5 protein-coding genes are annotated in these 5580 nt (G+C 71.4%); 3 read left to right on the plus strand and 2 right to left on the minus strand.

The window, feature by feature from the left end; all coding sequences use genetic code 11:
• The first annotated feature begins 60 nt into the window (after positions 1 to 60).
• From QH270_RS14775 to QH270_RS14785, 3 genes are all read left to right on the plus strand, one after another.
• On the plus strand, positions 61 to 2103 hold the full coding sequence (locus QH270_RS14775; protein WP_280342195.1) for an ATP-dependent DNA helicase: 2043 nt from the start codon (positions 61 to 63) through the stop codon (positions 2101 to 2103).
• A 79-nt stretch (positions 2104 to 2182) separates the two neighbouring features.
• The gene (locus QH270_RS14780) at positions 2183 to 2887 is read left to right on the plus strand and encodes a methyltransferase domain-containing protein (RefSeq protein WP_280342197.1); all 705 of its coding nucleotides are present in this window, start codon (positions 2183 to 2185) and stop codon (positions 2885 to 2887) included.
• 187 nt (positions 2888 to 3074) lie between these two features.
• Positions 3075 to 4412 (plus strand): glycosyltransferase 87 family protein, encoded by a 1338-nt coding sequence (locus QH270_RS14785; protein WP_280342199.1) that lies wholly within the window; start codon positions 3075 to 3077, stop codon positions 4410 to 4412.
• A 3-nt stretch (positions 4413 to 4415) separates the two neighbouring features.
• On the opposite strand, the gene QH270_RS14790 is transcribed toward QH270_RS14785, so the two are convergent.
• Together QH270_RS14790 and QH270_RS14795 are read right to left on the minus strand one after the other, a co-directional pair.
• The gene (locus QH270_RS14790; RefSeq protein ID WP_280342201.1) at positions 4416 to 5228 is read right to left on the minus strand and encodes a hypothetical protein; all 813 of its coding nucleotides are present in this window, start codon (positions 5226 to 5228) and stop codon (positions 4416 to 4418) included.
• Positions 5225 to 5580, minus strand: a 356-nt coding sequence (locus tag QH270_RS14795; RefSeq protein WP_280342203.1) for a hypothetical protein, incomplete at its 5' end; no start/stop codon positions are given. The genes QH270_RS14795 and QH270_RS14790, both read right to left, overlap by 4 nt.

Raw genomic sequence — 5580 nt, forward strand, 5'->3', positions numbered from 1 at the left:
GCGACTCGAGCGCGCCAGCGCTCCAAGAACTCTGTCGCACGGGGCGGATAAGCTGCCTGCGTGCCCGAACTTCCTCCCGTCGCCGAACTGCTCGCCACCGCCGTGCACGCGCTGGGAGGTAAGGAGCGCACCGGGCAGACCACCATGGCCACCGCCGTCGATCACGCGATCGACACCAAGGAGCACCTCGCCGTGCAGGCGGGGACGGGTACCGGTAAGTCGCTGGCCTATCTGGTGCCGAGCCTGCGGCACGCGGTGCGGACCGGGCGCACGGTGGTCGTGTCCACGGCGACGATCGCACTGCAGCGTCAGCTCGTCGATCGCGATCTGCCGCGGCTGGCCGAGGCGCTCAGCAAGCCGCTCGGGCGCACCCCGCAGTTCGCGATCCTCAAGGGCCGCAACAACTATCTGTGCCTGAACAAGATCAACAGTGTCATCCCGGAAGACACCGGCGAGGCCGAACTGTTCGACGCGTTCGCCATCTCCAAGCTGGGCCGCGAGGTCCAGCGCCTCAACGAATGGGCCTCCGATACCGAGACCGGCGACCGCGACGAGATCGCGCCCGGCGTGAGCGACCGAGCCTGGCGCCAGGTGAGCGTGTCCTCACGGGAATGCCTCGGCAAGACCCGCTGCCAGTTCGGCCAGGACTGTTTCGCCGAGAAGGCGCGCACGGAATCGGCGCAGGCCGACGTGGTGGTCACCAATCACGCCCTGCTCGCCATCGACGCGATCAGCGGCATCCAGGTCCTGCCCGAACACGATGTCGTGGTGATCGACGAGGCGCACGAACTGGTCGACCGGGTCACCGGTGTCGCGACCGCCGAACTGGCCGCGACGGCGATCAGCGCCGCGGCCCGCCGCTGCACCAAGCTGATCGACGAACGCGAGGTCGACCGGCTCGAAGGCGCCGCCGAGGCCTTCCACGAGGCGCTCGAGGACATGCCGCCCGGCCGCTGGGACCAGCTGCCCGACGGCATCGCGCCCGTGCTCGCCCTGGTCCGCGACGCCGCATGGAACGCGCGCACCGCGATCGCGCCGCAGGGCAGTGTCAAGGCCACCGACGATCCGGACAACGCGGCGGCCCGCACCATGGCGGTGGCCGCCATCGACGAGGTGCACGACGCCGCCGTGCGCGCCCTCACCGCGTTCGAGGAGGCCGATCCGGCCGCGCGCCGCGATGTCATCTGGCTCTCGGCCGACGAGATCCGCGGCGTCGCGCGCCGCACCCTGCGGATGGCCCCGCTGTCGGTGGGTGGGCTGCTGCGCAGCAGGCTGTTCGGCACCGCGACGGTGGTGCTCACCTCGGCGACGCTGCAGATCGGCGGCTCCTTCGACGGCCTCGCCATCACCTGGGGGTTGCCGTCGCAGTCCGCGGGCAAGGTCGACCCGGCACTGGCCAACGGCGCGACCGCGCCCGCCGACGCGGAGTCGGTGCGGTGGAGTTCGCTCGATGTGGGCTCCCCGTTCGATCACGCCAAGTCCGGCATCCTCTATGTCGCCAAGCATCTGCCCCCGCCGGGTCGCGACGGTCTCTCGCCCGCCTATCTCGACGAGATCGAGCAGCTGATCACCTCGGCGGGCGGGCGCACGCTCGGCCTGTTCTCCTCGATGCGCGCGGCCAAGGCCGCCACCGAGGCGCTGCGCCAGCGGCTCGACACCCCGGTGCTGTGTCAGGGCGACGACTCGATGGGCGCGCTGGTCCGCAAGTTCGCCGACGACCCGGAGACCTCCCTGTTCGGCACCCTCACCCTGTGGCAGGGCGTCGATGTGCCCGGCCCGTCGCTGAGTCTGGTGATCCTGGACCGCATTCCGTTCCCCCGCCCGGACGATCCGCTGCTCACGGCGCGCCAGCGGGCGGTCGAATCGCGCGGCGGCAACGGGTTCATGACGGTGGCGGCCAATCACGCGGCGCTGCTGCTCGCGCAGGGCACGGGCAGGCTGTTGCGCAGCGTGGACGACCGCGGCGTGGTCGCCATCCTGGATTCGCGCCTGGCGACCGCCCGTTACGGCGGCTACCTGCGTGCCTCGCTGCCGCCGTACTGGGAGACCACCGATCCCGAGGTCGTGTCGAAGGCATTGCGCAGGCTCACCGCGTCGGCGTAGGGCATCGAGTCGTGCAATCCGCATGACCACAACGGTGAATTCGCTACCGTGCGAAAGCATCTCGTGAGAACGTTGGCAGATGAAGCACCACGCCGATGGCGAGGTACTCGGCGAATTTCTGGTCAGCGCAAGATCTTTGGCCGAGTACCGCGCGATGTTTCACCTGTCCGACGACGATCTCACCGGTCGCCGAATCCTCGACTGTCCCGGCGGCGCGGCGAGTTTCACCGCGGAAGCCAGCGCGCTCGGCGCCGCGGTCACCGCGGTCGATCCCATCTACGCGCGCCCCACCACCGACCTGGCCGAAGACGCCGTCACCGAGAACGACCGCGCCGTGGCGTGGGCCGCCGCCAACGCGCACCGCTACCGCTGGGACTGGTACGGCTCCCCCGACGGGCACGCCGCCATCCGGCGCGGCGCGGCCCGCCGCTTCGCCGCCGATGTGCGCACCGAGCCGCACCGCTACATCGCGGCGAGCCTGCCCGAGCTGCCGTTCCCCGACAAGTCCTTCGACCTGTCGCTGAGCTCGCACCTGCTGTTCAGCTACGCCGACCGCCTCGACGCCGAATTCCATCTGGCGGCGCTGCACGAGCTGTCGCGGGTCACCGCCGGTGAGGCGCGCCTGTATCCGCTCCTCGACTACACCGGCGCGCCGCTGGACGACCTGGTCGGCTACCTGCGCACCGAACTGCACGACAAGGGCGTGCCCACCGCGCTGCGCAAGGTCCGCTACGAGTTCCACCACGGCGCCGACACCATGCTGGTCCTGCAACCCGCCGCGTGACCAGCCGGCCGTAATGACCACGGAAGACGGCCGGTCAGGCGACCACGGGCACCGCCTGACCCGGTCTACCCGGGGCGAGCTGATAGGGATCACCTACCAATGGTGGGCCGCGACGCGGGCCCGGCGGGGGTGCGCGGTAGCTTCTTAGTCGTGCATATGATGCGAGCCGAGCGGTAGCACGGCTGTGGTGGAGAAAACTCGACGCGCGGTGATTCCGCACAAGATCTCGACGCTCCTCCTGCTACTCGGCACCGCCGCCGCCGGCGTGACGCTGTTGTTCGTCACCATGGACCCGCACATGATCAGCGGCGGCATCCTCGCCGGCGGTCTCGATGTCCACATCTACCGCGACGGCGGTTGGCGGGTCCTGCACGATCGGGCGCTCTACATCGAGCCCACCCATCTGGGCCTGCTCTACACCTATACCCCGTTCTCGGCGCTGGTGTTCCTGCCGCTGCTGCTGATCCCGTGGGGCGCGGTCACCAATACCTGGATGGGGCTCAACCTCCTGGTGCTGTTCGGCGTGGTGCTGCAGAGCTGGCGGATGCTCGGCTACCGGGTGACCACGCGCCTGGTGCTCGTCAGCGCGCTGATCACGCTGGCCTGCACGTTCGCCGAGCCCGTCCGCACCACGCTGTACTACGGTCAGATCAATCTGTGGCTGATGCTGCTGGTGCTGTGGGACTTCTCCCGGCCCGAGGGCAGCAGGCTGCGCGGGCTCGGAGTCGGCATCTCGGCGGGCATCAAACTCACGCCGCTGTACTTCGTGGCCCAGTACCTCGCGCAGCGGCAATGGCGCGCCGCGGCCACCGCGGCGCTCACCTTCGTGGCGACCATCGGCCTGACCGCGCTGGTCCTGCCCCGCGATTCCTATCAGTACTGGACCTCGACGTTCTTCCAGTCCAGCCGCATCGCCCCCGACGCCCACCCGTCGAACCAGTCCCTGCGGGGCGCCATCGCGCATCTCGTGCACGGGCCGGCGCCCCTCTGGCTGTGGCTGCTGATCGCGGTGCCGGTGGCGCTGTTCGCCCTGTGGCTCGCGGCCGCGCTGGCTCGCCGCGGTGAACCGCTGCTGTCGGTGACGCTCGGCGGGCTCACCGCCTGCGCCGTCTCCCCGTACTCCTGGGGCCATCATTGGGTCTGGTTCGTCCCGCTCATGGTGTATCTGATCCATCGCGCCCAGGACCGTGGCCGCTGGTGGCTCGCCGCCGGCGCGCTGTACGTCGCCATCGCGGCGTGGACCTACACCTACACGCCCACCTGGGTGAGCGTCGGCACGTTCCTGTTGCCGCCGTGGTGGCCGGGCATCCAGCTGCTGATGAACGTCTACGTGATCATCTATCTGGTGGTCCTGGCCGGGGTCGTGCGGCTGGTCCGCACCGAGCCGCAGCCGCAGGCGCAGGTGCCGATCGAACCGATCATCCTCGATCCGCCTGCCGCCGAACAGGTCTCGCACACCATCCGGCCGCCGCGGGTCGCCGGCGGGGCACACCCCGACGACGACCGCCCGGCGATGGTCGACTGAGCCCTAACCGCAGGCCCAGTCGAACACGCCCGATTCCAGATCGAGCTGGGCGTTGCCGCCGCCGAAGTTCATGCCGGAGACCTCCTCGATCTCCAGGTAGTACGGGGTCAGACCCTCGGGCAGGGCCTGCACGGGGAACGCGGTGCCGCCCAGGTGGGAGCGGCCGAAGAGCGGTTCGGCCCACGGCGTCCAGCCGGAATCCTCGGTGAGCGGGTCCTGGTAGCGGGTATCGGGCTCGTATTCGACGGGCGGGATACCGACATTGGGATCGGCGACGCGCTCGGCCAGCCAGACGCCGATCGTGGGATGCACGTCGTCCCAGGCATTACAGCCCTCGTCGCTCGCGACCGGGGAGCCGGGCGCGCGTACGTCGGCGGGTGGGGCGACGGGGCCGCCCGCGAATTCCTCCTCGGTGAGCCAGATCAGCCCGAACACCCCGCCGATCTCGTCGTGCAGGAGCTGCAGCTGCGGGTGCAGGCGGGTGGCCACCAGATCGCGCGCGATCGGATCGTCGGAGCTCGCGTCGGGCGCCACGGGGTCGTTGGCGTCGGCGAACTGCCCCTCACCCTGGAAGAAGGCGATGGCGGGAAACCCCGGACCGCGCCGCTGGAAATCGGCGGGCAGCCGCAGGGTGAGCGCGTGCATCATCGGCAGCCCGGTGACCGGTCCGCGCGGCCAGGTGGCCGGGTCGATCGCCGGCCCCTCACTGCCGATCCAGCCGGAGCGCACCGGCGCGTCGAGGGTCAGCGGTTCCCCGGCGGGAGTCTCCGCCAGCTTGTCCGCCGAATCTCCGAAACCCAGGTCGTAAGCCTTCATCGCAGCTCTCCTCTTCGACGCGCGGACGATGCCGTGGCGCCGCATCGTCCGGCGCCGACGCCGAGGGTAATCGCCGCCGCCGACAGATGCGGGGCCTGCGCCCAACCGCGAGCATCGGTCCGGTGACGAAAAAGCGGCGGGGGGGGGGCGGGCGGGGGCCCCCCCCCCCCCCCCCCCCCCCGGCCCCCCGCCCGGGGGCCCCCCGGGGGAGCGCGGGGGGCCGCCGGCGGCGGCGGGGGCGCCCCCCCCCCGCCCGCCCCCCCCCCCCCCCCCCCCCCCCCCCCCCCCCCCCCGCCGCGGGCGGCCCCCCCCCCCCCCCCCCCCCCCCCCCCCCCCCCCCCCCCCCCCGCGA

Source organism: Nocardia neocaledoniensis (genome assembly GCF_029868625.1).
Taxonomy (GTDB): domain Bacteria; phylum Actinomycetota; class Actinomycetes; order Mycobacteriales; family Mycobacteriaceae; genus Nocardia; species Nocardia neocaledoniensis_A.